Origin of the sequence: Phaeovulum sp. W22_SRMD_FR3 (assembly GCF_052113705.1) — a bacterium.
Taxonomy (GTDB): domain Bacteria; phylum Pseudomonadota; class Alphaproteobacteria; order Rhodobacterales; family Rhodobacteraceae; genus JBGQOG01.
In genome coordinates this window covers 104,295-129,481 of sequence record NZ_JBGQOG010000013.1, presented here as the reverse complement: position 1 = coordinate 129,481, position 25,187 = coordinate 104,295, and the positions used below count along the sequence as shown (strand labels likewise).

Sequence of the window (25,187 nt, the reverse complement as noted above, 5' to 3'; positions counted from 1 at the left end):
TTCGTCCATCGAACCGGACCAAACCGCCCACATATCTCTTCAGTAATCCAAATTTTCAAAGAGCACAGAGACAAAATCAAACACGGTGCGCTAAATCAATCTAGCGCGCCACGCCCATCCGATCTCCAACCGCTTCCCGTCCCGTTCGTTGCCGTCTGGGCCGTTCCGCGTCCCGTCGCGTTGTTGCGCTTCGGTGAGGCGGTTTCTAGGCCCAACATCCGACACCCGCAACCCCTTTTTTGCAGAAAAATGACATTCCCCCAGAATCCTCAATGTTTCTTGGATTTTTTCCGCAAACCGCCCAACACAACAGCACCCCCAAAACCCACTTATCCACAGAACCCCCCAGAATCAGACCAGAATCGCCCCCAAACGATTCCCCCAAATCCGCCCCCCACCCCTTCTTCTTGGCCCAAATACCTCGGGGGAATCGCCAAAGGCGATCGGGGGCAGAGCCCCCGCACCATCAACCCCCACGCGCGCGCGGGCTCTCAGGAAGAAAACCACGTGCACATGACCCAGGGCGTCAAGGCATGAGGCCGACCCCTGCGGCGCGGGCCTCCGGGCGAAATCAAAACGGCCCCTGTCATCCGGAGCTCCCTGCTCTGGTGACACCCTGCCGGAGGCGGGTGGCGCGCCGCGGGGCGCAGGACGTCGCGCTCCCCCCCATTCCGGCAGCGCCCGGTCTGCCTCCCACTGACGATACACAGTACAGCAGCGCCGGGGCGGACGACTATCGCGCCGCTCGCATGACCTGACCCTGCGCAGGCACCACGGCGCCGGAACGGGCCGGATCGCGCCGGGCCGGATCACGCCGGGGCGGCCGTCTGAGGCACAGAGCGCACCGCAAGGCGAGCGCCGACGAGACGGGAGGGCCACGCGTCCCGCGCCCCGGCGCAGGGGAGCATAACTCTGAGAGCCGAAAGCCCGTTCACGCCCGGGCCACGCCGCAGATCTCGTCAGGCACGCCGCTTGCCCTCAGGCGCAGAGCCCGTCGCGCGGCGAAGGGTAGCCTGAGTCGCCCGCCGTGCTGAGAAGCGTCACCTCAGTGCTGCGGAAAGCGCCGCCGCGCCTCAAAAACGCACAAACCACCGCCCCCGCCACCTGGCCTCACCGGATTGTGAGCCTGAACCCGATCGCGCGGATGGACGGATTGTCGCAGCAAAACAGCGGGTTCGATCTCCGGATCCGCTTGGACATCCCCCGCGCCGCCACACCGGAAGTCCCTATTTTTCAACAGGAATACCTATATCTCATCCGCAACTTTTCGCCGAGAGCCCGGCCAGAACCTGCGCAAAACGGCTTTGTGATGCGACGTAATGACCTATCCAGATCTGGTCGGGAGGGGCCTAACCGCTGAGGCCTTCCCCACGGATGCGCCGCCTCCCCGGTGCGTCCGTACCGCCCGCCGGTCGGAGAACCTCCCCTCTCCGGCCGGCAAGATCTTCGAGGCAAACGTGCAAAAACTACTCAAACCCCTTTTGCTGCTCGGCGCTGTCGCCGCGCTGTCGGGTTGCCGCTATGACATCCTCGCCCCCTCGGGGTGGGTGGCCGAGCAGCAACGCGACCTGCTGGTGATTTCGACGCTGTTGATGCTGATTATCATTGTTCCGGTCATTTTCATGGCCCTGTGGTTCCCGCTGCGCTACCGCGCCGACCGCGAGGACACCCGCGATTACGCCCCGACCTGGGCGCATTCGAACAAGCTGGAAGTGGTGATCTGGGGGGTGCCCATCGCCATCGTGGCTGCCCTTGGCACGTTCACCTGGATCTATACCCACCGGCTGGACCCCTACCGCCCGCTCGATGTGGCGGGGGAACCCCTGGTGGTCGAGGCGGTCTCGCTCGACTGGAAATGGCTGTTCATCTATCCCGAACTCGGCGTCGCCTCGGTCAATGAGCTGGCCATCCCGGCCAACCGCCCGGTCAACCTGCGGCTGACCTCCTCGACGATGATGAACACTTTCTCGGTGCCCGCGCTGGCGGGGATGGTCTATTCGATGCCGGGGATGCAGACCAAACTGCATCTGATCGCCGATCACACCGGCGTCTTCGAGGGCCGTTCGGCGCATTTCTCCGGCCCCGGCTTCTCTGAGATGACCTTCAAGACCCGCGCGATGGGTGAGGCGGATTTCCGCGCCTGGGTCACGCAGGTCCGCGCCGGGGATGCCGCGCTGACCTCGGCCACCTATCCCGCCCTCGAAGCCCCCTCCATCGCCAATCCGGTCAGCTATTACGCCTCGGTCGAACCGGGTCTTTTCGACAAGATCCGCGGCATGTGCGTGACGCCGGGCAAGGTCTGTGCCGATCAGATGATGATGCAGGACATGCAGGGCGGCGGCGGCCTCGAAGGCATCAAGAACAAACCGCAATATGAATATGACAGCGAACGCGCCATCGACGGCTTCGGCGTGCCGCTGAACAAACCGCAGACCGAGACCCCTGCCGAGCCGCCCAAAGGTGGCCTGCTGCAGCTGTCCTCGCTTCTGCCGGGCAAGGAACTGACCCATGGCAACTGAAGCCCCTCTCGCCGCCACCTCGGCGGCCATCACCGCGATCGATACGCCGGTCTCGCCGCTCTTTGGCCGGCTGACCCTCGACTGGATTCCCTATCATGAGCCGATCCTTGTCGGCACCTTTGCCGCGATCTGCCTCGGCGGGCTTCTGGGCCTGATCCTGATGACGCGCTTTCGCCTCTGGGGGCCGTTCTGGCGCAACTGGGTGACCAGCGTCGACCACAAGAAGATCGGCATCATGTATATGGTGCTCGGCTTCATCATGCTGATCCGCGGCTTTGCCGATGCGCTGATGATGCGCGCGCAACAGGCGCTCGCCGCGGGCGGGGCCGAAGGCTACCTGCCGCCCCACCACTATGATCAGGTCTTCACCGCGCATGGGGTGATCATGATCTTCTTCGTGGCGATGGCCTTTGTCACCGGCATCATGAACTATGTCATGCCGCTGCAGATCGGCGCGCGCGACGTGGCCTTCCCCTTTCTGAACAACTTCTCGTTCTGGATGACGGTCGCGGGCGCGCTCCTCGTCAATATCTCGCTCTTCGTGGGGGAGTTCGCCCGTGTCGGCTGGCTGGCCTTCCCGCCTTTGTCCGGCGGGGCCTTCTCCACCGGGCCGGGCATGGATTATTACCTGTGGTCACTGCAGATCGCGGGCATCGGCACGACGCTCTCGGGCGTCAACCTGATCGCCACCATCTTCAAGATGCGCGCCAAGGGGATGCGTCTCTTTGACATGCCGGTCTTCACCTGGACCACGCTGTGCACCAACGTGCTGATCGTCGCCGCTTTCCCGGTGCTGACCGCCACGCTGACCATGCTGACGCTCGACCGTTACCTCGGGACGCATTTCTTCTCGAATGACTTCGGCGGCAACCCGATGATGTACATCAACCTGATCTGGATCTGGGGTCACCCGGAGGTCTACATCCTGATCCTGCCGATCTTTGGCGTCTTCTCCGAAATCGTGGCCACCTATTCGGGCAAGCCGCTCTTTGGCTACAAGACGATGGTCTGGGCCACCGCCGCGATCATGGTGCTCAGCTTTGTCGTCTGGCTGCACCACTTCTTCACCATGGGTTCGGGCGCGGATGTGAACGCCTTCTTCGGCATCACCACGATGATCATTTCGGTGCCGACAGGGGTCAAGGTCTTCAACTGGCTCTTCACCATGTACCGCGGCCGCGTGCGCTTTGAAGTGCCGATGCTCTGGACCATTGGTTTCATCGTCACCTTCGCCATCGGCGGCATGACCGGCGTTCTTCTGGCGGTGCCGCCGGTTGACTTCCAGCTGCACAACACCCTCTTCCTCGTGGCGCATTTCCACAATGTCATCATCGGCGGCGTGGTGTTCGGGGTCTATGCCGCCGTCACCTACTGGTGGCCCAAGGCCTTTGGCTTCACGCTGGACGACCGCTGGGGCCGCCGCACCTTCTGGTTCTGGTGCATCGGCTTCTACATGGCCTTCATGCCGCTCTATGCGCTGGGTCTGATGGGCGTCACCCGCCGCATCAGCCAGTATCAGGATCAGGCCTGGCAGATCTATTTCATCGTGGCCGCCCTTGGCGCCGTGCTGATCCTGTGTGGCATCATCTGCACCTTCATCACCTTCTATGTGTCGGTGAAGAACCGCGCGGCACTGGCCTGTGGCGCGGACCCCTGGAACGGGCGCACCCTCGAATGGGCGACGCAATCGCCGCCCGCCGCCTATAACTTCCCGCACAACATCACCGTGCACGGGATCGATGAATGGTGGCGCATGAAGGAGGAAGGGTTCCGCTGGTCCACCCAGTACCACCCGATCCACATGCCCAACGGCACCGCCACCGGCGTGGTGATCGCCGCCTTCGCCCTCGCCTTCGGCTTTGCGATGGTCTGGTACATCTGGTGGCTCGCCGCCCTGGCCCTGGTGGCCTGCATCGGCACCGCCATCGCCCATACTTTCAACTACGACCGTGACCACTGGATCCCCGCCGGGACCGTCGCGGCGACCGAACGCAAAGGAGACGCGGCATGACCATGATCGACACGCCGCTGACCGGCGTGGTGGAGGGGCCGCACGGCCCCGACCATCACCCCGATCACCACCATGAAAGCCCGACGCCCATCGGCTTCTGGATCTACCTGATGAGCGATTGCGTCATCTTTGGCGCGCTGTTCGCAGCCTATGCCGTGCTCGGCGGTGGCTTTGCCGGTGGCCCCGGCCCGCTGGATCTGTTCGAACCGGGCTTCATCGCCGTGGAAACCGCGCTTCTGCTGATTTCCTCGGTCACCTTCGGCGTGGCGATGATCCGTGCCGAAGCAGGGCGCGAGGGCAGCACCATCGCCTGGCTCCTGATCACCGGCCTCTTCGGCCTCGCCTTCATCGGCATGGAGATCTACGAGTTCCGCCACCTGTTGCACATCGGCGCGGGGCCGGACCGGTCGGCCTTCCTCTCGGCCTTCTTCCTCCTCGTCGGCACGCATGGCCTCCATGTCACCGCCGGTCTGATCTGGCTGATCACCCTCGTGGCGCAGATCCGCATCCGCGGCCTGATCCCCGCCAACATGCAACGCCTCGCGACGCTGAGCATGTTCTGGCACTTCCTGGATCTGGTCTGGATCGGGGTGTTTTCCTTTGTCTATCTGGTGAGGTTGGTCTGATGGGCGCAGAGTCTCAAACGCAGCACCACGGCGGTCATGGTAACCACGGGGGCCACGGCAGCCACGGGGGCCACGGCTCGATGCGCCGCCTGATGACCGGCTTTGTGCTGGCGGTTCTTCTCACCATCGTGCCCTTCGCGCTGGTGATGGGCGAGGTGGAACTGCCGCGCCTCTGGACCATCGGCCTGATCATGGGCTTTGGCGCGGCACAGATCCTCGTGCATCTGGTGTTCTTCCTGCATCTCGACCGCGACAGCGAGGGCGGCTGGACGCTGGCCGCCACGGTCTTTGCGGCGGTCATTCTGGTGATCGTTCTGGCAGGCTCGCTCTGGGTCATGCACAACATGAACGCCAATATGATGCCGATGCCCTCGCATATGGACATGCAGATGGACATGCAGGGCGAAGCCTCGCTGCCGATGGAAATGCCGCAGGGCACCACCATGCAAGGGGGCAGCGGCCACAGCATGGACCACGGCACCGGCCATGGGGCGGATCATGGGGCAGAGCACGGCACTGACCACGGCGCTGACCACGGCACTGGCATGCAGATGCCCGTTCCCGATGGCAAACCCATGCAGATGAACCCCTGATGGCGGCCGCGGATCCCCTTTCCGCGGCCCCCTCCCCCGCCCGGCGGGGGGGCGGCCGCCGCTGGGCGCTGATCGTGCTGATCACCTGCCTCGCGCTGGCGGGGATCGCGGGTTTTGGCGCGCTTGGCCTCTGGCAGATCCAGCGCCTGCACTGGAAACTGGCGCTGATCGAGCGGGTGGATGCCCGCGTCCATGCCGCCCCCGTCGCCGCCCCCGCCCCCGGGCAATGGCCCGACATCACCGCCGAGGGTGACGAATACCGCCGCATCTCCCTGACCGGGCATTTCCTGAACGCGGAAGAGGTGCAGATCTACACCCCCTCCGATCAGGGCCCTGCCTATTGGGTGCTCACCCCCTTCGCGCGCGACGATGGGACCGTGGTGATGGTCAACCGCGGTCAGGTGCCCGAGGCGCTGAAAGACCCCGCCACCCGCACCCCGCCCGAGGGGGAGCAGACCGTCACCGGCCTCTTGCGCATCTCCGAGGCCAAGGGCTGGCTGTTTTCGCGCGCCAATGACCCGGCGGCGGGGCAATGGTACCGCCGCGACATCGCCTCGATCACCGCGGCCAAGGGGCTGACCAATGCCGCCCCCTATTTCGTCGATCAGGATCTGGGCGATCCGCAGGCCTGGCCCCGCGGCGGCCAGACGGTGATTTCCTTCCGCAACAGCCATCTGAGCTATGCGCTGACCTGGTTCGCGCTGGTGGCGCTGTGCCTCGTCGCCTGGGGCCTGTTCCTGCGCCACGAATGGGCGCGGCAGCCGCAGGACTGAGCGGCGCCGTCACCCCGCCTGCCCCTGAAGCGCGCCCCGCAGCGCCGTCACGAAGACCCGCACCTTCGGCAGGATCATCTGCGCAGAGGGGTAGACCGCCCAGATCGCGGTGTCGGTGACGCGGGCATCGTGCAGGTTCAAGGCCACCAGCCGCCCCTGCGCCACCTCCTCGGCCACATTCCACGCGGCAAGAAGCGCGATCCCCGCCCCCGCCAGACAGGCCGCATGACAAGCCTCGACACTGGTGGCGGAAAACCGCAGCCGCACAGGCAGGTTCAGCGCGCCCTCCGGCGTCTCCAGCGCCCAATGCGTTTCGCCCGGCCGCCCCAGAATGTCATGCGCCGCCAGATCCGCCGCCCCCTGCGGCACCCCCCGCCCCGCCAGATAGGCCGGCGCCGCCACCAGACAGCGGCGGTTCGGGGCGAGCTTCGTCGCCACCAGATCGCTGTCGGGCAAATTGGCGATGCGGATCGCCAGATCCATCCCCGAAGAGACCAGATCCGGCGTCGTGTCACTGACATGCAGCGACAGCCGCAGATCGGGATGCGCCTGCAACAGCGGCGGCACCAGCGGCGCCACCACTTTCGACGCGAAAGCATTCGAAACCGAGACCCGCAGCACCCCGCCCGCGCGCTCTGCCCCCGCCCCCAGCACGGCGCGCGCCTGATCCGAGGTCTCGATCAGATTGCGGGCATAGGGCAGAAACGTCTCCCCCTCCGGCGTCAGCGCCAATGACCGGGTGGTGCGCTGCAAAAGGCGCACCCCCAGTTCCGCCTCCAGCGCGCGCAACCGCCGCCCCGCCGCCATCGCGGGCAGACCATGCCGCCGCGCCGCCTCGGCAAGGCTGCCGCCCTCAACCGAGGCCAGAAAGATCGCCACTGACAGCACATCCATTATATCATAATCCGAGATACAGGAGCCTAGAATTCCCTCACTATATCTGCCGCCAATGCTCTGCGATAGTCACCTGGAGAAACGCGATCAGGACCTCCTCCCATGACCCAATCCCCCCAACCGTCAAACCACGGCACAGGCGCGGCGCTGACGCCGCTGCGTCTGGGCATGATGGCCGCCGCCACCGGCATCGCTGTCGCCAATATCTATTACAACCAACCGATGCTCGGCCTGTTGGAAAGCAGTTTCGGCGGTGCGGGCACCGTCGGCATGGTGCCCACAGTCACCCAGCTGGGCTATGCGCTGGGATTGCTCCTCCTGGTGCCGCTCGGGGACATCCTGCCGCGGCGGGAGCTCATCGTCGGGCAATTCCTGCTGCTGGCGCTGGCGCTGGTCGGGGCGGCGCTCTCGCCCACGGCGGTCTTCCTGCTGATCGCCTCTTTCGGGGTGGGGGCGATGGCCACGGTGGCGCAGCAGATCGTGCCCTTCGCCGCAAGCCTCGCCGCCCCCGACCGGCGCGGGGCCACGGTGGGCACGGTGATGGCGGGCCTGCTTGCGGGGATCCTGCTCAGCCGCGCCTTGGCCGGGCTGATCGGCGCGGCCGAGGGCTGGCGGGCGATGTTCTGGCTCTCGGCGCCGGTGGCGCTGCTGGCGGCGCTGGCGATGGCCCGCGTGCTGCCCCGGCATGTGCCGCAGGCGCAACTCTCCTATCCGCAAGCGCTGCATTCCCTCATGGGCCTGTGGCGGCGTGAACCGGCCCTGCGCCGCGCGACCATGGTGCAGGCGGGCATCTTCGGCGCCTTCAGCGTGTTCTGGACCTCGCTGGCACTCTATCTCGCCAGCCCGGCCTTTGGCCTTGGCGCGGATGTGGCGGGGCTCTTTGGCCTGCTCGCCGCCGGAGGGCTGGTGGCCGCACCGCTGAGCGGCCATGCTTCGGACCGCTGGGGGCCGCGTGCGCTGACCATCGGCGCCGCGGCGCTGTCGCTGGCGGCATGGCTGCTGATGGCGGGGTTCAGCGGACTCTGGGGCCTTGCGGCGGCGACCTTGCTCCTCGATTTCGGCAGCCAAAGCGCGCTGGTCGCGAACCAGCATGTCATCTACGGGCTGGACGGGGCGGCGCATAACCGGGTGAACACGATCTTCATGACCGGCATGTTCCTTGGCGGCGCGCTCGGCTCGGCGCTGGCCGGCTTTGCCTGGGCCCATGGGGGATGGGGTGGCGTCACCCTCGCCGGGGGCGGAATGGCCGCCGCCGCGCTGATTGCCACGCTGATCCCGCAGGGCGCGCCCCACCGCCGCGCGGCCTGAACCCGAACAGACAGTGCCAAAACAAAACCCACCCTCCGGATTGCCGAAGGGTGGGTTTTTTCGGGAAACCGAAAGGCTCAGTGCTGTTTGCCGCGCTTGTGCAACCAGGCGGCGCGGACCAGCCCCGCGAGATAGAGCAGGTCAATCAGCACCATCAGCAGCGAGAAGCGGGTAAAGACCATCCCCACCACCGTCACCGTGCCGATCAGGAACCAGATCACCGAGGCGCGCGGCACCCGCAGCGATTTCGGCGAGAAGGTCGGGATCCGGCTGACCATCAGCGCGCCGACAATCCCCAGCCAGAGCGCGACCAGCATCGGCACCGTCCGCATCGGGAAAATCTCGGCCTGTGTCAGGAACACCGGCAACAGCGCCAGCATCGCCCCGGCGGGCGAGGGCACGCCGGTGAAATGCGCGCCGCCCGGCTGCGGCTCGGCCCGCGCCACGTTGAACCGCGCCAGCCGCAGACAGGCACAGCTGACATAGAGGAGCACGAAAACCCAGCCGAGCCCGCTCGTCTGTGTTAGGGCGAATTGATAGACGAGGAGCCCGGGCGCCACGCCGAAATTCAGGAAATCCGACAGGCTGTCGAGTTCCGCCCCAAACTCGGAGGTGGCGCGCAGGCGGCGGGCGATCATCCCGTCCAGCCCGTCGATCAGCGCCCCCAGAAGGATCAGCCCCACCGCAATCTCGAACCGCCCGACAAAGATGAAGCGGATCGCCGTCAGACCGATGCACATCCCCGCCATGGTGACCAGATTGGGCACCAGCATCAGGAAGGGCAGCGGCTCTTGCCGGCCATCCAGCGGGCGCGGGTCGCGGCGCGGGTCCGGTTTCGGGTCACGCGGGGGGGTGCTGTCCATCAACGTCTCCTTCAGCGAATGCCGCCCTTGCGGGCCGCCTCATCCGAGGTGAGATCGGCCAGAACCGTCTCGCCCGCGATCATCGTCTGACCAAGGCACACCAAGGGCTGCACGCCCTCCGGCAGGTAAATATCCAGCCGCGAGCCAAAGCGAATCAACCCGAACCGCTCGCCGGTATCCACCACCTGCCCCGGCTTCACGAAACAGACGATGCGGCGCGCGACCAGACCGGCGATCTGCACGACGCCGATCTGGCGGCCATCGGCCAGCTCAATCGCGATGCCATTGCGCTCATTGTCGACCGAGGCCTTGTCGAGCGAAGCGTTGAAGAATTTCCCCGGGCGATAGGCCACCGCCGAGATCTTGCCCGCGATGGGCGCGCGGTTCACATGCACGTTGAACACATTCATGAAGACCGAAATCCGGGTCAGCGGCAGATCGCCGAGGTTCAGCTCGGCCGGCGGCACCGCAGGCTCGAGCAACGAGATAACCCCGTCGGCGGGGCTGACCAGGAGACCCTCGCGCTGCGGGGTGACGCGCTCGGGGTTGCGGAAGAAATAGTAGCACCAGATGGTGATGCCCAGCCCCAGCCAGCCGAGCGGATCCCAGATCAGGAACAGGACCACGGTGATCGCGGCAAAGATCGCCACAAAGCGCCGCCCCTCCGGGTGCATCGGTTTGATGAAGGTGGAAAGCATACTGACCGACATGGGTCCCCCGGGGTTGTTCCTGCATTGACCCCGCTGCTTAGCGCAAAGTGACGCCAGCGGCAAACCTTCCCGCACGTCTGCCGCCGCAACAGGGTGTCGCAGCCCGCCTTTGCCAAAGCCACGGGCAATAGGGCCAGGGTCCGCCCCGCCGCAGGGCGCGAGGGGAAGCGCGGCCCCTGCCCTGGCATCCCGCGCGGGCCAACCCCCAAACGCAAAACGCGGCCCCGAAGGACCGCGTTTCGTGTCTCGTGTCTCTCCGGGGCCACGGCCCCCGCAATCAGCGTTTGGAGAACTGGAACGAGCGGCGGGCTTTCGCTTTGCCGTATTTCTTACGCTCAACCACACGGCTGTCGCGGGTCAGGAAGCCAGCGGCTTTCAGCGCGCCACGCAGGCTGGGTTCGTAGAGTTGCAGCGCTTTCGAGATCCCGTGCTTCACGGCACCCGCCTGGCCCGACAGACCACCACCGGCAACGGTGGCGAACACGTCGAACTGGCCTTCAACACCAGCAACGGTGAACGGCTGACGCAGGATCATCTGCAGCACCGGACGTGCGAAGTAGACGGCCATTTCCTTGCCGTTCACAACCACTTTGCCCGAGCCCGGTTTCACCCAAACGCGTGCAACAGCGTCTTTACGCTTGCCGGTCGCATAGGAACGGCCGAGCGAGTCGCGCTGCGGGGTGCGCAGGATTGCTTCTGCAACGGCGGCTGCGGGGGTACCCGCCACGGCCGATTTCAGATCGTCGAGGGATTTGAGTTCTTCGGCCATCTTATGCGCTCCGGGTGTTCTTCGGGTTCAGCACTTTGACGTCCAGCACTTCCGGGGCTTGCGCCACGTGGGGATGCTCGGCGCCGGCGTAAACACGCAGGTTCGACATTTGAACGCGGCCCAGACGGTTGCGCGAGATCATGCGTTCGATCGCCTTGATCACGACGCGCTCCGGGTGCGCACCTTCCAGCACCTGGCGTGCGGTGCGGAACTTGATCCCGCCCGGGTGGCCGGTGTGCCAGTAGTAACGTTTGTCTTCACGCTTCGCGCCCGTCATCTGCACCTTGTCGGCGTTGATGATGATCACGTTGTCGCCCATATCCATGTGCGGCGTGAAGGTTGCCTTGTGTTTCCCACGAAGGCGCATGGCGACGAGCGAGGCGAGACGGCCCAGAACAACGCCTTCAGCGTCGATCAGGATCCATTTCTTTTCGATCTCCGCCGGTTTTGCGGTATAGGTTTTCATCAGCTTTCAGCCCTTTTGTCAGCCTGAGCAATTCGGATGCGGGCTTTTGCGCTACATCCGCGCTGAAATCAAGGGGCTTCATCCGCGATAAATACAGCAATAACAATGCCTTACAAAATAGGTATATAGATACCCCAAATTTCAGGCGTTTTTGCCCCGGCTTTCGGGCGGAATCGAATAGGTCATCGCCGCGCGGGCCACCGGCGCCCCCTGCCCGTCGGAATAAATCAGCACCTCGGCCACCGCCAGAACCCGGCCGAGTTTCAGGATCCGCACCTCGGCTCGCAGATCCACCCCCGCCGCGGGCTTGCGCAGAAAGTCGAGATTGGCACTGGTGGTCACCGCCAGCGCCACCGGCCCGATCCGCGACAGGATCGCCAGATAGATCGCCACATCGGCCAGTCCAAAGATCGCCGGGCCCGAGACGGTGCCGCCGGGGCGCAGATGCCGCTCGGCCACCAGAAGGCGCATCACCAGCCCCTCCGGCGTGACCTCTTCCACGCGGAAATCATCGGCCACCTGCGGAAACTCCGCCACGACAAAGGCGTTCAGCGCCGCCACATCCATCTGGATTTGCATGACCCCTCCCCGGTTTCGGGCAGGATGGCCGGATCAGCCGAGGCTCGCAAGGCCCGGGAAGGTTTCCAGCAGCCAATAACTCATCACAGAGAACTGTCCCGTGACCATCAAAAGACCGACCGTCCAAAGGAGCAGGCCGGAGATCCGCTCTATCCGCTCGCCGTGCCGCTTCATCATTTGCACAAGACCCTTCAGCTGGGGGAAAAATCCGGCCACCAGCAAAAAGGGTATACCCAGCCCGAGCGCATAAAACACCAGCAAACCAGCGCCCCGCGCGAGATCACCACCCGATGCCGCAAGGCCCAGAATCGCCGCCAGAATCGGCCCGAGGCACGGGGTCCAACCAAAAGCAAAGGCAAGGCCGAGGACATAAGCACCCAGCAGGGCCCCACCACGGTCGCCAGTTTCCACCCGCGCTTCGCGCATCAGGAACGTGATGCGAAAAACCCCGACAAAATGCGCGCCCATGATCATAATGGCTACCCCCGCCAGGGGGCTGAACAAGTACTGATAGTGCAACAGTGCCCGGCCGACGGCCGAGAACGCCACCCCTAGAAGGAGAAAGACGGTCGAAAGGCCCAACACGAAAAACGCCGCCGCAAGCAACGCCTTGGCCCGCGCATTGCCGTCTCGGTCCATCTCGCTCACCGAGACCCCGCCCATATAGGCCAGATAGGGCGGCACAATCGGCAGCACGCAGGGCGAGAGAAAGGACAAGAGCCCCGCCAGCGCGGCAATCGCGGCGGCGGGCAGAAAGGCGGCGTCGATGAGGTCAATTCCGAACATGCTCTCCGCTTAGCCGATCTTGGACGCGCCGTCACCCATCGCGGCACGCGCCCGGGTCACATCCGCGTGGACAAATCGCCGCGCTGAGCCGCGCGCCCCCTTTCCGCATTCCGCCCGGATGGACAAAGCCCCCGAGGCGCGCTAGCCAAACCGGATGCAGATCGCCGCCGACATCGACGCCCTTGGCCTCTTGTGCCCGCTGCCCGTCCTGCGGGCGCGCAAAGTGCTGGCCGCGCTCGCGCCGGGCGCGGTCGTGCGGCTGCGCGCGACGGATGGCGCCAGCTGGCTCGACGTGCCGCATTTTTGCGCCGAGGCCGGGCATCACCTCCTCAGCGCCGAGGATCAGGACGGCATCAAGACCTATCTGATCCGCCGCGGGAACCGTCCGGCGGCCTGAGCGCATCGGTTGCGCCACGCCCGGTGCCCACCCCCGACGACTGAGAATGGACTGCGGCGCGCTGTCCCGGGGGCCGCCCGCAGCGGCCGATGTCCGCGTGGGGCAGCGACTGCGCAATGCTGCCCTGAGGCCCCCTGCCCCATCCGTTGCACCGCGCGGCACGGGGCCTCAAGGCCCCCGGCCAGCGGCACCGTCAGCAGTCCGCCCAAAGCAAAACGCCGGACCCTGGGGCCCGGCGCAATGCAATCATGTGGAGCGCGGTCTCAGCGACCGGTCGACCACCACCCGCGTTTCTTCGGCTTCGAGCCGTCATCCGCCTCGGCGCTGGCGGGCGCGGCCGCCGGTGCAGCGCGCGGCGCTTCGGCCACCAGCGTCTCGGCATCGGCCTTCGGCGCGGCGCTGGCCGGAGCAACAGCGGCAGGGGCTTCCTGCACAGCCGCGCTGGCCGGAGCTTCGGCGACCGGGGTCACCACAGCCGGTTTGGTCACGGGCGCTTCCGTCACAGCCGCTTCCGTCACGGGCGCTTCGGCCTCAGCCGCAACCACCTTCTTCGCCCGCGACCGGGTCGAGGGCGCACGCGTGGAGCTGGCCGTCTTGCGGGTCGACGAGGATTTGGCCGGGGCCGCCTCACCCACTTCCGGGGTCTTCTTCACCCGCGTCCGCGTGGTCTTTTTCGGCGCAGGTGCCGCCGCTTCGGCCTCTGCAGCCGGTGCCGCTTCGGCCACCGGTGCCGCCTCGGCGGCCGCTTTCGCCGCCTTGGAGCGGGTCGAGCGACTACGGGTTGCCTTCACCGGCGCGGCGGGTTCCGCCGCCACCTCAGCCACCGCTTCCGGGGCGCTGCTGTCGGCAACCGCTTCCGTCACAACGGCCTGCGCGGCAACCGCGGTTTCCGGGGCTGCAGGGGCGGCAACATCCGCCACCACAACCGCCTCGGCCACGGCCGTTTCAGCCACAGCCGCCAGCGGCTGGCTTACGCCCTCATCGCCCTCGGCGTCGCTGTCATCCTCGTCGCCATCGGCATCGCTGTCGTCGCCGTCCTGATCCAGATCGGCGGCGCCATTCTCACCGTTCGACTTCTTCTTCCGCCGACGCCGGCGCTTTTTCTTCTTCGGACCTTCTTCGCCGATGGTCGCCGCCGCCGGGGCCGCCGCAGCCGTGGTGTCTTCCACAACTTCCGCTTCTTCGACCTCTTCGATTTCGTCCTCGATATCCGGATCCACCTCGTCGTCGATCTCGGCCATCAGACGCGCATCCACCGACACCACCGAGGCCGAAACCTCCGGCACATTCCGCGTTGCGGTCTTGAATTTCTCCATCGAGAAATCCGGGCTGACCAGCAGCGGATCGGCCTCAAGCCGCACCGACATGCCGTAGCGGGCTTCGATCCCGGCGATATGCTCGCGTTTGGCGTTCATCAGGTAGTTGGCCACCGCCACCGGCGCCTTCACCAGAACCTCGCGCGAGCGTTTGCGGGTGCCCTCTTCCTCGATCTGCCGCAGGATCTGCAGCGCCATGCTGTCGTCCGAGCGGATCAGCCCGGTGCCGTGGCAATGCGAACAGGGCTGCGTCGTGCTTTCGATCATGCCCGGGCGCAGACGCTGACGGCTCATCTCCATCAGACCAAAGCCCGAGATGCGGCCCACCTGAATGCGCGCGCGGTCGGTCTTCAGCTTGTCTTTCAGGCGCTTTTCAACGGCGGTGTTGTTCTTGCGCTCTTCCATGTCGATGAAGTCGATCACGATCAGACCGGCAAGGTCACGCAGGCGCAATTGACGGGCGACTTCTTCGGCGGCCTCAAGGTTGGTCTTGGTCGCCGTATCCTCGATCGAGCCCTCTTTCGTGGCGCGGCCGGAGTTCACGTCGATCGCCACCAGCGCTTCGGTGACGCCAATCACGATATAGCCGCCGGATTTCAGCTGCACGACCGGGTTGAACATCGAGGCGAGATAGCTCTCCACCTGGAAGCGGGCAAACAGCGGCAGCTGCTCGCGGTAATGCACTACGGCTTTCGCATGCGTCGGCATGATCATCCGCATGAAGTCTTTCGCGGCGCGGTAGCCACGTTCGCCTTCGACCAGAACCTCGTCGATCTCTTTCGAGTAAAGATCACGGATCGAGCGTTTGATCAGATCGCCTTCTTCATAGATCGGCGCGGGCGCGATGGAGCGCAGGGTCAGATCGCGGATCTGCTCCCACAAACGCATCAGATATTCATAGTCGCGGCGGATCTCGGTGCGGGTGCGCTGGCTGCCCGCGGTGCGGATGATCAGGCCCGCGCCCTGCGGCACTTCCATCTCACCGGCGATTTCCTTGAGTTTCTTGCGGTCGGCGACATTGGTGATCTTGCGGCTGATCCCGCCCCCGCGCGCGGTGTTCGGCATCAACACGCAATACCGGCCGGCCAGCGACAGATAGGTGGTCAGCGCCGCGCCCTTGTTGCCGCGCTCTTCCTTCACCACCTGCACCAGCATGATCTGGCGCACCTTGATCACTTCCTGGATCTTGTAGCGGCGCGGACGCGGCTTGCGCGCCACGTTGATCTCTTCCGACACATCTTCGTCGGCGATGGATTCAATCTCATCATCGCCGCCGGTGTGATCCCGGGTGTCCGCGACATCGCCCGCGTGGTCATGATCGTGATCGTGACCCTCATGCGCGTGGTCGTGGTCATGATCGGCCGACACATCAACGGACGCCTGCGGTGCTTCCGCTTCGCCCTCGGTGTCCACAACGCCCATGCCGGGAATGTCTTCGCTGCGGGTGACCGCATCGGCCGGGGCCGCGCGTTCGGCGCGGGCCTGCGGTTTCGGGCTGCGGCGGCGCGAACGGGTGTTCTCTTCCGCCGCTTCCGCTTCCGCATAGGCGCGTTCTTCTTCGATCAGCGCCTGACGGTCCGCCGTCGGGATCTGATAATAATCGGGGTGAATCTCGGCGAAGGCCAGGAACCCGTGGCGGTTGCCGCCGTAATCGACAAAAGCGGCCTGGAGCGAAGGCTCCACCCGCGTTACTTTTGCCAGATAGATGTTCCCGGCCAGCTGCCGTTTGTTAATGGTCTCAAAGTCGAACTCTTCAACCTTGTTTCCGTCCACCACCACGACGCGGGTTTCTTCCGCATGTGTGGCGTCGATGAGCATTTTCTTTGCCATGTATCCAATTCTCGCACGCAGCATCGCGTCGCGGACCCGGAGGCGGGCGCCGCAATGGGGCATGTTGATCTGTTGAGGCGAGGAGGGGCGCGCCCGCAGGCAGCGTGGCGGCGGCCATTGGCCCGCCCGTCATCACCTGCCCATATGCTGCGCGTTTCATCGCGGTTCTATCCTTTGGCGTCTGGCATCGGCCAGATCACCCATTTGAAAACCCGCTGCTTTGTCAGGGCGTTGCGGGCAAAATTGCGGTCTTGCGACCAATCGGTAGATCCTGGCGGCGAACGGCGCGCAAAGGCGCGCATCTGCCGATGGATCAGCGAAACTGAAGGGCCGATGACCAAAAACCACGAAAGGTTCCCCGGGTCAGAGCGGCACAAGTTGACTTTAACGGCGAAGCCGCCACAAACACAATCGGTTTTTCATTAAAGCCTGCTTGCGCATTTAGGACGCCGCAGACGAAAAAGGAGGGCCAAAGCCCCCCTTTGCCGCAGTTGTGACCGCCGCGGCGCGTTGCGGCCAGGTTTCCCCGCCCGCCGCCATCGCCGGGTGACCTGCCGCCCTGCCGTGTCAGAGGGCGCGCGCGGTCAGATGTATTCGCTGCGGCTCAGACCGTATTTGGCCATCTTCTCGTTCAGCGTCCGGCGCGGCAGACAAAGCTCATCCATCACCGCGGTGATCGAGCCTTTGTGGCGCCGCATCGTGTTGTCGATCAGCATTTTCTCAAAGCTTTCAACGTATTCTTTCAAGGGCTTACCCTCGGTGCTGATCGCCGGACCCGCTTCTTCATTCTCGGCCATGAGCAGGCTGGCGATCGAGCCGGTGCCGCGCCGGTTTTGCAGCACTGCCCGCTCGGCCACGTTGATAAGTTGGCGCACATTGCCCGGCCAGGGCGCCTGCAACAGCTGCGCCGCCTCTTGCGCAGTCACCTCCGGCGCTTCGCAGCCATATTCATCCGAGAATTGCTCGGACATCCGGGTGAAGAGCGTCAGAATATCCTCGCCCCGCGTGCGCAGCGGCGGCAGCAGAATTTTCAACGCCGCCAGACGGTAATAGAGATCGGGCCGCAGCGCGTCCTCGACCGTACGTCCCTCGCCATGCGTGTTGCAGATGGCGATGACGCGGGTTTCCGCCGGGGTGCCCTGATCGTTGATAAAGGTCAAAAGCCGCGCCTGCAGCCCCTGGCTCAGCGCCTCGACATCCTCAAGGCAAAGCGTGCCACCGCGCGCCTCTTCCACCAAGGGCAGACCGGTGCCCTCATCCACCGGGCCAAAGAGCTTGGTCGCCAGCACATCCTCGGAATAGGCGGCACAGGAGACCACCACGAATTTCTTGCCCGCGCGCGGCCCCACCGCATGGAGCGCGTGGGCCACCAGCGTCTTGCCGGTGCCGGTTTCACCGTCGATCAGCACATGGCCATCCGCCTGCCCCAGATCGAGAATGTCCTCACGCAGCCGCTCCATCGCGGGCGAGGTGCCGATCAACTTGCCCATCACCTGCGCGCCCTCGGCCAGATCCCGGCGCAAAGCGCGGTTGTCCAGCGTCATGCGGCGCGATTGGGTGGCGCGTTTGGCCAGTTCCGTCATCCGGTCGGGATTGAACGGCTTTTCCATGAAATCCATCGCGCCAAGGCGCATTGCCTCCACCGCCATCGGCACATCGCCATGCCCGGTGATCATGATCACCGGCAGGCCGCTGTCGATGCCCATCAGCCGTTTGAGAAAGGCCATGCCATCCATCCCCGGCATCCGGATGTCCGAAATGACCACCCCCGGCCAATCCACGCCGATCACCTTCAGCGCATCTTCGGCGCAGGCATAGGTTTCGGTGTCAAACCCCGAGAGGGCCAGCCATTGGCTGATCGATTGGCGCATATCCTCTTCGTCATCGACGATCGCGACCTTCATCATCCGTGCCATGTGCAGTTACTCCGCTGCTCTGGGCGTTTCGCCCTTTGTTTTTTCGGCCAAAAGCGGCAGCTGCACTTCGAAGACAGCGCCGCCATCCTCGGCATTATGCGCCGTCAGGCGCCCGCCGAAATCCTTGACGATCCCCGAAGAGATCGCGAGCCCCAGCCCCGTGCCCTCACCGGGCTTTTTCGTGGTCCAGAACGGCTCAAACAATTTTTCCAGATCGGTCAGACCCGGCCCGTTGTCGCGCACCCGCATCACCGCGCTCTCCCCGGCGGTCAGCAGAATGTCGATCTGCGGCTCGCCCGTGGTCTTGGTCGCATCGAGCGCGTTGCGCAACAGGTTGATGATCACCTGTTCGAGACGGATGCGGTCGGCCATCACCCAGACCCGGCCGCGCGGCAGGGTGCGGGTGATCTTGACCGTGCGGGCGCGCAACTGCGGCTCCATCATCGACAAGGCACTTGAGATGGCCGCGCGCAGATCCACCGGCTCGAACGCCTCGCCGCCCTTGCGGGCATAGGATTTCAGCTGCCGGGTGATCGCGCCCATCCGCTCGATCAGATCGTCAATGCGTTGAAAAGACGCCAAAGCCTCATCCCCGCGCGAGCGTTGCAGCAAAAGCCGCGCCCCGGCGAGATAGGTCTTCATCGCGGCCAGAGGCTGGTTCAGCTCATGGCTGACCGCCGCCGACATTTCGCCCAATGCCGCCAGTTTCGATGATTGCGCCAGCGTCTGTTCGGCCACGGCCAGATCCTTTTGCACCCGCTCGCGTTCCGCGATCTCGCGGCTCAAACGCGCGTTCAGCGCCCGGAGTTCCACCGATTCGCGCAAGTAGGCGGCCGATTGCACCCGTGCGCGCCGCGACAGCAGGTAAAAGGCCACCGCCAGCAGGATGGCAAAGCCCATGATCTCCAGCGCCAACACCGCATTCACCCGCTCGCGGATCGAATCATAGGTGGTGAAGGCGATCATCCGCCAGCCGCGGAACGGCAGCCGCGTCTCGGTCCGCATCACCGCGGCCCCTTTCAGATAGGCGTCTGGCGGCTCATTCGCCCAATCGGCCGTCACCTGAAAGGCGCGCAGGATCGCCGAGGGCGCCGAGCGCGCGGTCAGCGCCTGCTCCATCGTCAGGCCGCGCCATTTCGGCTCGGTCGCCAAGATGATCTGACCAGAACTGTCGACCACTGCCACCGCATCGGAAATGCCCGCCCAGCTGCGCTCAAACTTCGACAGCTCCGCCTCGACCACGATCACCCCGGCCAGACGGCCATCCACGGTCATCGCGCGGGAATAGATGAACTCCGTCCCCCCCGTCGGGCGCTCCGACACCGAAAAGACCGTCTCGCGTGAGCGCAGGGCATCGACGTAAAACGGCGCCTGCGGATAGGAGGCCCCGAGCAGCTGCCGGTCCGTCGCGGCCACCGTCCGCCCGGAAGCATCCAAAAGCCGGATCGAGGCCGCCGCAATCTCTTTCTTGGCCGAGATCAACCGCTGCGAGGTGATGGAATAATCGTTTGAATTCAGCGAGCTGAGCAGCGCCGGATCGCGCGCAAGCAAGAGCGGCACCACCGCCGTGCGTTGCAGCTCGGACAGGATATTGCCGGAATAGAGCGCCAGCCGCAGCTCGGCCCGCACCCGCGTGGTCTCGGTGAACCGGTCGCTCAGCCAGGAATTGGTGGCCCAGATCACCCCGACCGCGATCATCAGAATCGCGCCGACAGCCATCCGGGTAATCCAGGGACGCTGCCGTGCACCGGTTTCGTCAGCGGAAGGCTGCGGCCCGCCCCCATCATTGCGACGGAAGCCGCGCACGGCATGGCGGCGCGGCTCTGCGGCGGGCGTGGCGGCGGCGGCCTCCGGCTGCGGGACCTCGGGGTCCGGCCGGTCAGCCTTTGTGGGTTCTGCGGTGTCGCTCATGCGCGCAGTCTAGCCCCGCGCGCGCCCTGTCTCAAGCGCGTGTGATCACGCTTGCGCCATCATCCCGGTCAACGCGCGGAAGAGCGCCGATCCGTCGGTGCCGCCCAGCGCGTTTTCCATCGCCCGCTCAGGATGCGGCATCATACCGAGCACCCGGCGGTTGCCCGAGAGCACCCCGGCGATGTCGGCCATCGAGCCATTGGGGTTTTGCGCATAGCGGAAGGCCACGCGGTCTTCGGCCTCAAGTGCCGCCAAACCCTCGGCATCAATGGTATAATTGCCATCGTGATGCGCGATCGGGAAGGTCACTTCATCGCCCTTGGCATAGCCTGCGGTAAAGGCGCTGTCGGCGGTGGCGACGCGGAGTGTCACCGGCTTGCAGATGTATTTCAGCCCGGCATTGCGCATCAGCGCGCCCGGCAGCAGGCCCATTTCGGTCAGGATCTGAAAGCCGTTGCAGATGCCGATGACATAGCCGCCCTTGCCGGCGAAATCGGCAATGGCACGGCCCACCGGCGATTGCGCCGCAATCGCGCCGCAGCGCAGATAGTCGCCATAGGAAAAGCCGCCCGGCACGCCGACAATGTCGATGCCTGCGGGCAGCTCGGTGTCCTTGTGCCAGACGCGGATGACCTCGGCCCCCGCCTTCTCAAAGCCCAGGGCAAGATCACGGTCGCAGTTGGACCCGGGGAAAGTGATGACGGCGGCTTTCATCGGCGAAACCTCTGGTTCTGAAGGCTGAAAACAGGCGGATCCGCAGCAGATCCGACAAAAGCGGAGCCCGGCAAACCCCGGGCCCCGCCATTTGCTCAGAGGATCGCTCAGGCGATCTCGATCGTGTATTTTTCGATGACGGTGTTGGCGAGGAGTTTCTCGCACATCGCCTTCACCTCGGTCTCGGCCGCTGCCTTGTCGGTCGCGGCCAGATCCAACTCGATCACCTTGCCCTGACGGACACCCTCGACCCCGGCGAAACCCAAAGTTCCCAGCGCGTGGCGCACGGCCTCGCCCTGCGGGTCCAGAACGCCATCCTTCAGCATGACATGAACACGTGCTTTCATTGCTTCGGGGCCTTTCAGTTGATCAGCGTCGGCTTGATGTTGGTGGCATTGGCGGGCAGCACGCCCAGACGGCGCGCCACTTCGGTATAGGCATCGGTCAGCGAGCCGAGATCGCGGCGGAACACGTCCTTGTCCAGCTTTTGTCCGGTCTTCACATCCCACAGGCGGCAGCTGTCGGGCGAGATTTCATCCGCCACGATCAGGCGCATGTAATCGCCTTCCCAGACGCGGCCGATCTCGATCTTGAAGTCGATCAGCTTGATGCCGACGCCGTAGAACACGCCCGCGAGGAAATCATTGACCCGCAGCGCCAGCGCCACGATGTCATCGAGATCCTGCTGGTTGGCCCAGCCAAAGGCGACGATATATTCTTCCGGCACCAGCGGATCGCCCAAAGCGTCGTTTTTATAGCTGTATTCGACGATCGGGCGCGGCAGGGCGGTGCCCTCTTCCATGCCCAGACGTTTCGACATCGAGCCCGCTGCAAAGTTCCGCACGATGACTTCCAGCGGCACAATCTCGACCTGACGGATCAGCTGCTCGCGCATGTTGATGCGGCGGATGAAATGCGTCGGCACGCCGATGTTGTTCAACCCGGTCATGAAGAACTCGGACAGGCGGTTGTTCAGCACGCCCTTGCCCTCGATCACGTCCTTTTTCTGGGCGTTGAAGGCGGTCGCATCGTCCTTGAAATACTGCACAAGGGTTCCCGGCTCCGGGCCTTCATACAGGATTTTTGCTTTGCCTTCGTAGATCTTCTTGCGCCGAGGTGCCATGGGTGCTCCGTATCGCTGCCGCGTCCCCCTCTGCGGGGCCGCGTGACTGGGCTATGCGCCCTTTTCGCCGCTATAGGGCAAGGCGCGGCTTGCCGCAAGGCAAAGCGGATTTTCCGGCCTTGCAACGCGCAAACACCCCCGTTTGGCCGGTTTTGGGCCTGGTACCGGCCGCGAAATCCGCACAAGCGCCACCGCGGTCTTGCACCATGGGGGGGCCGCAGACATATGATAGGGCATCGACACAGCCTGGAGGGGCCTTAAATGACCACTTTCGACGATCGCGAACGCGCCTTTGAGAACAAGTATGCCCATGATGCCGAGATGAAATTTCGCGCCGAAGCCCGGTGCAACAAACTCATCGGCCTCTGGGCGGCCGACCTGCTGGGCAAGACCGGCGCCGAGGCCGAGGCCTATGCCAAAGAGGTGATCGCCGCCGATTTCGAAGAGGCTGGCCATGACGATGTGCTGCGCAAGCTGGCGGCCGATCTGGGGACATTGACGGACAGCGCGCGACTCAGCGCGAAATATGCGGAATGCGCCGCCGCCGCCAAAGCCCAACTGATGAACGAAGCCTGAGCGCTTCCGGCGGGCCCTGCGGCCGCGCTTCACGGCCCGCCATTCACGCACCACGGATAGCCTTCGCCCCCCCGGGGCAAGGCGCAGATCCGACAGTGCTCCCCGGTGCCGGGGCAATTTTCCCCTCGCCCCTGCTCTCTCCCCCCATCCGCTGTCCCCGCCTCGACCTTCGGGGAAAATCTGCCGGGCGCAGCCTCTGCGCCGGGAGCGGAGACAGGTTTTTTTGCCGCTGTTAACGGCACATGAACCCAAGAGCCGTACTCAGGAAGAGGAAGGCGGGGTGGCCTTCGCGGATTGGGGTGTGGCCGGACACAGTCTGGCCGGGTGCAGGGGTTGTACGATGTCGGGTAAAAAGGGTTTTGTGGCGCGGGTGATTGCCCGCGAGCGGCCGGGGCGTGTGTGGTCGCGCGGCATCATCGGCCGCGCGCTGGCCGGGCGCGACGGGCTGGACCCGGATCCGCTCGACACCGCAGCGCTGGACCCCGCGCCGCGCGCAGGCCTGCCCGGGTTGCGCCGCGCGGTGATCCGTCAGATCGGCGCCATCGCGGTGCTCGGCCTTTTCGCGCTGCTGCTGCGCGACCGCATTGCCCATCTCGACCTCGAAGACATCATGGCCACGCTGCATCAGGTGTCGCTGCACCAATGGCTGGCCGCACTTGCCGCCACCGCGATCAGCTTCTGGGCCCTGGGGCAATATGATGCCGTGCTGCACCGCGCGCTTGGGACCGGGTTGCCCGAAGCCGCCACCCGCCGCGCCGGGGCCACCGCCATTGCCATCAGCCAGACGCTCGGCCTCGGGCTGGTCACCGGGGCGCTGGTGCGCTGGCGGATGCTGCCCAGCCTCGGACTGGTGGAGGCGACGCGCATCACCGCCGCCGTCGCGGTCTCGTTTCTGGCCGGCTGGGCGGTGATCACCGCCGTGACGCTGGTGATCTTTCCCGGCGCGCTGCCGGGCGGCGCGATGATCGGCGCCGCCGGTCTGGGCGCCGCTTTGGCCGTTGGCGCCATGGCGCTGATCGCGCCCGGTGTGCGCTTTGGCAAACTGGTCCTGCGCCTGCCGAGCCTGCCGGTGATGATGCGGATTCTGGTGTTGGCGGCGCTCGACACCGTGGCCGCCGCCGTGGCGCTCTGGGTGCTGGTGCCGCAATCGCTGCATCTGGACTTCGGCCTCTTGTTCCCGGCCTTTTTGCTGGCGCTGGGGGGCGGCTTTGTCTCCGGCACCCCCGGCGGGGTCGGCCCGTTTGAACTGGCGCTGGTCAGCCTGCTGCCCGGCGATGATCCGGCCCCCTTGCTCGGCGCGGTGCTGGCCTGGCGGATGGTCTATTTCGCGCTGCCCGCCGCTTTGGGGGGCCTGGCCCTCGCGCTCAGCCGCCCCGCCGCCAGCACCCCGGGCCGCCTCGTGGTGCCCGCCGCCCCCGAGCTCACCCCGCGAATCGCCGCTTTGGTTGAGGCGGCACCGCGCGCCGAGCTGGGCCTGTTGCGCCAGGGCGAGCATCAGGTGCTGCTGTTTGAGGGTGCGCGTGCGGGCTGGATGATCGGCGAGACACCGCAGGCGCTGGTCGGTCTTCTGGACCCGTTCGGCGCCAGAGGTCCGGCGCAACGCCTCCTCGGGGCCCTGCGGCAAGAGTCGCGGGCGCGCGGGCGGGTGGCCTGCCTGTACAAGATCGGCACCCGTCAGGCGAGCAAGGTCCGTGCCGCCGGCTGGGCTGTGGCCCCCGTCGCCCGCGAAGCCGTTCTCGACCTTGCCACCTTCAGCCTCGACACGCCCGAGCGCGCCGGTCTGCGCCGTAAATTGCGCAAAGCCCAAAAGGCGGGCGTCAGCGTGACCGAGGCGCCGGACCGGTTGCCGCAGGCCGAGATGGCGGCGCTGAGTGCTGCCTGGGTCGCGGCCCGCGGCGGTGAGCGGGGCTTTTCCATGGGCCGGTATGAGGCGGGCTATGTCGCCGGACAGCGGGTGTTCTTTGCGCATCTGAACGGCACGCTTGTCGGCTATGTCACCTTCCACGCCAATGCGCAGGAATGGGTGCTGGACCTGATGCGCCCCGCCGCCGATGCCCCCGATGGCACGATGCAGGCGCTGATCCTGGCGGCGGTGGACCAGGCCCGGCGCGAAGGCTGCCCACGTCTGTCACTCGCCGCGCTGCCGCCCACCGGCAGCTGCACCACGGGCCCCGCCGCTGCCATCTGGCGCCGCGCCGAGGGCGTACCGGGTGCCGCAGGTCTCGCGCAGTTCAAGGCCAGCTTCGCCCCCCGCTGGGAGCGCCGCTACATCGCCGCGCCAAACACGGTGACCTTGCTGCTGGCCGCCGCCGACATCGCGCGTACCATCCGGCGCCCCGCCCCCCTGCCCGGCCAGACCGGCCGCTGACAGGCCGCCGCGCAAAGACGCGCAGGGGGGGCGCGACCTGACACGCGGTTGCCCCGGTCTGACGTGCTGACGCCCCCCGGGGACTCGCTGCGGATTGTCCCACGCTCCCCCTGTGGTCCGCATCCGTCGGGCTGCCCCC

The 25,187-nt window shown here is 65.6% G+C and carries 22 protein-coding genes; 9 read left to right on the top strand and 13 right to left on the bottom strand.

The annotated features are described in order from the left end of the window. Positions 1–1,457: 1,457 nt before the first annotated feature. Genes cyoA through ACEN2S_RS16020 form a run of 5 tightly spaced genes read left to right on the top strand, consistent with a single transcriptional unit; the run spans position 1,458 to position 6,522 of the window. Complete coding sequence (gene cyoA, locus ACEN2S_RS16040) at positions 1,458–2,519, top strand: ubiquinol oxidase subunit II (RefSeq protein WP_441867703.1); 1,062 nt, start codon at positions 1,458–1,460, stop codon at positions 2,517–2,519. After that, positions 2,509–4,530, top strand: a complete 2,022-nt coding sequence (gene cyoB, locus ACEN2S_RS16035) for a cytochrome o ubiquinol oxidase subunit I (RefSeq protein ID WP_441867701.1) — start codon at positions 2,509–2,511, stop codon at positions 4,528–4,530. Before cyoA ends, cyoB begins: the two co-directional genes overlap by 11 nt. Then, positions 4,527–5,156, top strand: coding sequence for a cytochrome o ubiquinol oxidase subunit III (gene cyoC, locus ACEN2S_RS16030; RefSeq protein WP_441867699.1), 630 nt, complete (start codon positions 4,527–4,529; stop codon positions 5,154–5,156). Before cyoB ends, cyoC begins: the two co-directional genes overlap by 4 nt. Beyond that, positions 5,156–5,749: a cytochrome o ubiquinol oxidase subunit IV gene (gene cyoD / locus ACEN2S_RS16025; protein ID WP_441867697.1), complete on the top strand. Its 594-nt coding sequence runs from the start codon at positions 5,156–5,158 to the stop codon at positions 5,747–5,749. The genes cyoC and cyoD overlap by 1 nt, the downstream gene beginning before the upstream one ends. Beyond that, the gene (locus tag ACEN2S_RS16020; protein WP_441867695.1) at positions 5,749–6,522 is read left to right on the top strand and encodes an SURF1 family protein; all 774 of its coding nucleotides are present in this window, start codon (positions 5,749–5,751) and stop codon (positions 6,520–6,522) included. The genes cyoD and ACEN2S_RS16020 overlap by 1 nt, the downstream gene beginning before the upstream one ends. A gap of 9 nt (positions 6,523–6,531) precedes the next feature. Here the strand turns inward: ACEN2S_RS16020 and ACEN2S_RS16015 are convergent, their stop codons facing one another. Beyond that, a complete protein-coding gene (locus ACEN2S_RS16015; RefSeq protein ID WP_441867693.1) occupies positions 6,532–7,416 on the bottom strand; it encodes a LysR family transcriptional regulator in 885 nt (294 codons plus the stop codon). 102 nt (positions 7,417–7,518) lie between these two features. On the opposite strand from ACEN2S_RS16015, the gene ACEN2S_RS16010 reads away from it, so the two are divergent. Then, positions 7,519–8,724 (top strand): MFS transporter, encoded by a 1,206-nt coding sequence (locus ACEN2S_RS16010; RefSeq protein WP_441867691.1) that lies wholly within the window; start codon positions 7,519–7,521, stop codon positions 8,722–8,724. A gap of 77 nt (positions 8,725–8,801) precedes the next feature. Here ACEN2S_RS16010 and pssA read toward each other — a convergent pair whose 3' ends face one another. The 6 genes from pssA to ACEN2S_RS15980 all read right to left on the bottom strand — a co-directional run bounded on the left by pssA (position 8,802) and on the right by ACEN2S_RS15980 (position 12,897). Beyond that, positions 8,802–9,587, bottom strand: coding sequence for a CDP-diacylglycerol--serine O-phosphatidyltransferase (gene pssA / locus ACEN2S_RS16005; RefSeq protein WP_441867689.1), 786 nt, complete (start codon positions 9,585–9,587; stop codon positions 8,802–8,804). Positions 9,588–9,598: 11 nt separating this feature from the next. Then, entirely contained in the window at positions 9,599–10,297 is a 699-nt protein-coding gene (locus ACEN2S_RS16000) for a phosphatidylserine decarboxylase (protein ID WP_441867687.1), read from the bottom strand. A 277-nt stretch (positions 10,298–10,574) separates the two neighbouring features. Beyond that, complete coding sequence (gene rpsI / locus ACEN2S_RS15995; RefSeq protein WP_441867685.1) at positions 10,575–11,066, bottom strand: 30S ribosomal protein S9; 492 nt, start codon at positions 11,064–11,066, stop codon at positions 10,575–10,577. Between the two features lies 1 nt (position 11,067). Beyond that, entirely contained in the window at positions 11,068–11,532 is a 465-nt protein-coding gene (gene rplM, locus ACEN2S_RS15990; protein ID WP_441867683.1) for a 50S ribosomal protein L13, read from the bottom strand. A gap of 141 nt (positions 11,533–11,673) precedes the next feature. After that, a complete protein-coding gene (locus ACEN2S_RS15985; protein ID WP_441867681.1) occupies positions 11,674–12,111 on the bottom strand; it encodes a PaaI family thioesterase in 438 nt (145 codons plus the stop codon). A gap of 33 nt (positions 12,112–12,144) precedes the next feature. After that, on the bottom strand, positions 12,145–12,897 hold the full coding sequence (locus tag ACEN2S_RS15980) for a cytochrome c biogenesis CcdA family protein (protein ID WP_441867679.1): 753 nt from the start codon (positions 12,895–12,897) through the stop codon (positions 12,145–12,147). Between the two features lie 154 nt (positions 12,898–13,051). On the opposite strand from ACEN2S_RS15980, the gene ACEN2S_RS15975 reads away from it, so the two are divergent. Then, complete coding sequence (locus tag ACEN2S_RS15975; protein ID WP_441867677.1) at positions 13,052–13,294, top strand: sulfurtransferase TusA family protein; 243 nt, start codon at positions 13,052–13,054, stop codon at positions 13,292–13,294. 263 nt (positions 13,295–13,557) lie between these two features. Here ACEN2S_RS15975 and ACEN2S_RS15970 read toward each other — a convergent pair whose 3' ends face one another. The 6 genes from ACEN2S_RS15970 to purC form a co-directional block, all read right to left on the bottom strand. Further along, positions 13,558–16,440: an Rne/Rng family ribonuclease gene (locus ACEN2S_RS15970; protein WP_441867675.1), complete on the bottom strand. Its 2,883-nt coding sequence runs from the start codon at positions 16,438–16,440 to the stop codon at positions 13,558–13,560. A gap of 584 nt (positions 16,441–17,024) precedes the next feature. Next, positions 17,025–18,356 carry a sigma-54-dependent transcriptional regulator gene (locus ACEN2S_RS15965; protein WP_441867673.1) on the bottom strand — a complete coding sequence of 444 codons (1,332 nt, stop codon included), beginning with the start codon at positions 18,354–18,356 and terminating at the stop codon, positions 17,025–17,027. A 6-nt stretch (positions 18,357–18,362) separates the two neighbouring features. Beyond that, positions 18,363–20,075 (bottom strand): sensor histidine kinase, encoded by a 1,713-nt coding sequence (locus tag ACEN2S_RS15960; RefSeq protein WP_441867713.1) that lies wholly within the window; start codon positions 20,073–20,075, stop codon positions 18,363–18,365. 237 nt (positions 20,076–20,312) lie between these two features. Beyond that, the gene (gene purQ, locus ACEN2S_RS15955; protein WP_441867671.1) at positions 20,313–20,981 is read right to left on the bottom strand and encodes a phosphoribosylformylglycinamidine synthase subunit PurQ; all 669 of its coding nucleotides are present in this window, start codon (positions 20,979–20,981) and stop codon (positions 20,313–20,315) included. A gap of 107 nt (positions 20,982–21,088) precedes the next feature. Beyond that, positions 21,089–21,328 carry a phosphoribosylformylglycinamidine synthase subunit PurS gene (gene purS, locus ACEN2S_RS15950; protein WP_441867669.1) on the bottom strand — a complete coding sequence of 80 codons (240 nt, stop codon included), beginning with the start codon at positions 21,326–21,328 and terminating at the stop codon, positions 21,089–21,091. A gap of 14 nt (positions 21,329–21,342) precedes the next feature. Beyond that, entirely contained in the window at positions 21,343–22,104 is a 762-nt protein-coding gene (gene purC / locus ACEN2S_RS15945) for a phosphoribosylaminoimidazolesuccinocarboxamide synthase (protein ID WP_441867667.1), read from the bottom strand. 261 nt (positions 22,105–22,365) lie between these two features. Here purC and ACEN2S_RS15940 point away from each other — a divergent pair, with 261 nt between their 5' ends. Together ACEN2S_RS15940 and ACEN2S_RS15935 are read left to right on the top strand one after the other, a co-directional pair. Next, positions 22,366–22,680: a DUF1476 domain-containing protein gene (locus tag ACEN2S_RS15940; protein ID WP_441867665.1), complete on the top strand. Its 315-nt coding sequence runs from the start codon at positions 22,366–22,368 to the stop codon at positions 22,678–22,680. A gap of 340 nt (positions 22,681–23,020) precedes the next feature. Beyond that, a complete protein-coding gene (locus ACEN2S_RS15935; RefSeq protein WP_441867663.1) occupies positions 23,021–25,048 on the top strand; it encodes a phosphatidylglycerol lysyltransferase domain-containing protein in 2,028 nt (675 codons plus the stop codon). Positions 25,049–25,187 lie beyond the last annotated feature (139 nt).